We start from the raw sequence: 3214 nt of genomic DNA, 5'->3' as shown, positions 1-3214 counted from the left end.
TCAAGCGGCGGTATCAGCGGGATTGCCGGTAACACGGCTGTCAGAAGCACCGATGCTGAAACCGGCATTGCAAAAATCTTTGATGCCGAGCGGGTGCAGAAAGAGATCGATGCCCAGGTGCAGATTACGCAGGCTTTTGGCAAAGAAGCCTCAAAAGCCGTGGGCGACTACGCAGCCCAAAAGCTCAAGGATGCGGCTGCCCTGAGAAGTCAGGCCGATGCAGAATCCAATGATGAGCACAAGCGTGCATTGAATGCACAGGCCAAAGAGCTCGAAGAGAACTGGGGCGACAAAGGTGTGTTGCGTGTTGCGGCTCACGCGCTGATCGGCGGGCTGACGGGCGGGGCCAGTGGTGCCACCGGTGCAGCGGCAGGGACATTGACTGCGCCCACCGTAGCTCAAGCGCTTGCTGATGCGGGGATTGAGGGCACATTGGCACAGACGCTGACTGCGCTTGCTTCAACGGCTGTTGGTGCGGCTGTAGGCGGAATTGCCGGAGCGGGAGCAGCTGTCAACGAAGTGGTTAATAACTTCTTGAAGCACAGCACCTACTGGCGCAGCAGCCAGTGGGGTACTTTTAAAGAAGAATTAAAGCGTTGCAAGGCAACCTCAGGTTGCGATGTGAGTGGAGTGTATAAACACTGGACCGACCTTAGCAACCAGCAGCAGCGTGAGGCCATGAGCGGAATGGACGCGATGTTTGGCGCTGACCCTGATGCCGCTGGGGCGTCTGGCCGTCTATTCGGTGCTGCCGCCGCTGCCATGAACATGAATCCGGCAGATGTCTGTGATTCTGGAGACGCCAGGTGCTACAGCTTCGTCCAGCAGCAGAATAGTCAAGCAAGTGCGGTGTTTCGTTATGGCATCACGGTCGCCTATGCCAACGATCTGGTGGATATGGGTCGACGAGCCCAGAGCGGCGAAAAACCAGCAGCGGAAGCGGGGTCGGACGGAAAACGACCTGTGCGGACAGGGGACTATGAAGGCTCGAAAACAACGGTTGATGAAACACGCTTTGCGATGCGTGAAGTTGATGTGCCAGCAAAGCCTGGAACATTGCGAGGAGAGCCGGAAGCGCCAAAAGCCAACGCCAGCTCCGAGGACGTTCGTTCAATAAGCCGTCAGAACGAGGCCGCCGATACACTTTCAAAGCATGGCTACGATGTGGAGCGGTTACCCAATGACGGAGGTAGCAGTAAAACGAAACAGCCTGACTTGCGTGTCAACGGAGAAGTGGCAGATGTCTATTCGCCGAGAACGGGAAATGTGCAGACTATTCGGGAGGCTGTGGGTGCGAAAGTAAACCCGCAGAAGGGTAAGCAACAGGCACCGAACGTCGTGATAAATCTCGCAGATTCAACACTGTCGACAAGTGATATTGCGCAATTTTTCCAACGTAACCCGGTAAGTGGGTTACAAAACTTAGTTGTTATCAAGAACGGCAAGGTGACTGTTCTGACCGGGAGTAACTGAAAATGGCACTTGAAATGTGGTTGGAGCTTGAAGGCAATCCTCCAGATTGGAAACTTGTGGAAGCTGCGCTTGCTGATACTGGTGTAGAGAATCTGGAGTTTCTAAAAGAAGGCGAACTGGATACGTATTTCAAAAAGTCTAATACGTGGGTTCGGACTTTTACATGGAGTGACGCGCCTAGGAACGGGGTAACCGCTGAAGGCCTTCACGGTTGCAAATTCGTGGTTTACGGTGGTCTGATCTTTCGAATCAACAACAGTAAGTACGATGAATCTAAGGCGGACATCAAAACCTTTCTCACCCACTTGAGCGAATCTTCGCAAATGCAGTTCGTACTTTCGTTCCAGATTGAGGAGGTCCGCGCTATACGTGACCATCGACGTGGATTTGAGTGGTTCTGGGATGCGCCAAGATAGTTGGAAGAGTAACTAAATGGCCCTCGAAATGTATTTGGAACTTGAAGGGCCACCCACGGATTGGGCTGCAGTAAAAGCCGCCCTCGTACAAAGTGGCATTGGAAACCTTGACGCCTTTGATGACCCAAGCTTAGATAAACGAATGTTCTTCAGCAATTCTGAAACTCAAATAGGTAGGACCACGTTTGAAGGGTGGGAAGATAGTCGTGGAAACTGGAATAGAGGCCCTCGACCATTTGTTTCCGCTGAAGGAAATCATGGATGTAATTTCCCAGTGGGTGAAGGCCTGGTCTTTCGCATACATAACAAAAAATATGACGAAGCGGTGGAAGACATAAAGGCATTTCTTACCCGTCTTAGTCAACTATCGCCGATGCAGTTTGTACTTTCATTTCAAGGTGAAGGTGTTTACGCTATTCGGGACAAAAAAGAGGGTTTGAGTGGTTCTGGGATGCTCCAAGATAGCCAAGGGATTGATCCTTTAGTGGCCACGCCGACTCGGAAATAACTGAAAATGGCACTTGAAATGTGGTTTGAATTGGAAGGTGTCTTTGCTACAAACCATCAAATCACTTGCTTGCAGCTAGAACAACGCTAGGCAGAGCGATCGCAATAGCTTGAGCGAGGGAGCATCAACATCAAAACCTCAAATGGCTGGGTAGCATTGACTCGCTCTACGTTGAAAACTCCGGGAACACCATGAGAGGCTCTTTCGTGCCTATGACGCTCAACCCCCCACATGATGAGTTGTTGAGCGCCATAAAAGATGGCTTCTCTCATTTCAAACAAAAGATGCCAACGGTGACGATGGAATTGGTTGGCCCTATTCACAGAGACCCGTATGTGAAGGGCGAAGCTGAAAATGAGTGGTGCTGGGTAGCAATCTCTGAGCAACCTGTTGATGCGCGGATACCTAACGCTAAGAAATACATGGGTGCAGTTAGTACCCGAGGTGACGATTTGTTTGCCGCGCTGGTGACTTACTCTCTGTGCAAAAGATTTGGCGAAACTATCTATGACGACGCAGGCTATTTAAATTCTGGACAGGAGTTCACTCTTGCTGAGTTTGATGAGGCGTTACAAGCCAAACTGCGCAGCCGCCCTTAGAAATTCAATCCGAACATCTGGCGCGAACCTGAGGAGGCAATACGAGCCAACGGCGGCGGCATCAGCATCGGCACGCAAGAGCGATCCACGCAGCAGAAGGCGCAAGGCACCAGCGCCGCGGCCAGCACCGTGGGCAGCATCGCCGGCAACGTCACCCTGCAAGCCGGCGAGGCCTACAAACAGGTCGGCAGCGACGTGATCGCCCCCGCAGGCGACAT

Annotated in this window: 5 protein-coding genes; 4 read left to right on the top strand and 1 reads right to left on the bottom strand. The window is 52.1% G+C overall.

The genetic code is table 11. The features are described 5' to 3' along the window. The 4 genes from AC1D1F_RS24660 to AC1D1F_RS24645 all read left to right on the top strand — a co-directional run. A partial coding sequence (locus AC1D1F_RS24660) for a CdiA C-terminal domain-containing protein (RefSeq protein WP_477700880.1) occupies nt 1-1473 on the top strand: 1473 nt, incomplete at its 5' end. Between the two features lie 2 nt (nt 1474-1475). Then, nucleotides 1476-1889 (top strand): hypothetical protein, encoded by a 414-nt coding sequence (locus AC1D1F_RS24655; RefSeq protein WP_477679144.1) that lies wholly within the window; start codon nt 1476-1478, stop codon nt 1887-1889. Nucleotides 1890-1905: 16 nt separating this feature from the next. Then, entirely contained in the window at nt 1906-2397 is a 492-nt protein-coding gene (locus AC1D1F_RS24650) for a hypothetical protein (RefSeq protein WP_477679145.1), read from the top strand. Between the two features lie 206 nt (nt 2398-2603). Continuing rightward, on the top strand, nt 2604-2996 hold the full coding sequence (locus AC1D1F_RS24645; protein WP_477679146.1) for a hypothetical protein: 393 nt from the start codon (nt 2604-2606) through the stop codon (nt 2994-2996). On the opposite strand, the gene AC1D1F_RS24640 is transcribed toward AC1D1F_RS24645, so the two are convergent. After that, on the bottom strand, nt 2967-3214 hold a 248-nt coding region (locus AC1D1F_RS24640), incomplete at its 5' end, for a hypothetical protein (protein ID WP_477700879.1). The two genes, AC1D1F_RS24645 and AC1D1F_RS24640, sit on opposite strands and share 30 nt — an antisense overlap.

The organism is Polaromonas sp. P1_H6 (assembly GCF_056405195.1).
The sequence above is the reverse complement of the archived record's forward strand: the minus strand, read 5'-3'. Positions and strand labels throughout refer to the sequence as shown.

Excerpts from the sequence above, each read along its gene's own strand:
- AC1D1F_RS24650 (WP_477679145.1), top strand. The coding sequence starts at position 1,906 with ATGGCCCTCGAAATGTATTTGGAACTTGAAGGGCCACCCACGGATTGG.
- AC1D1F_RS24655 (WP_477679144.1), top strand. The coding sequence starts at position 1,476 with ATGGCACTTGAAATGTGGTTGGAGCTTGAAGGCAATCCTCCAGATTGG.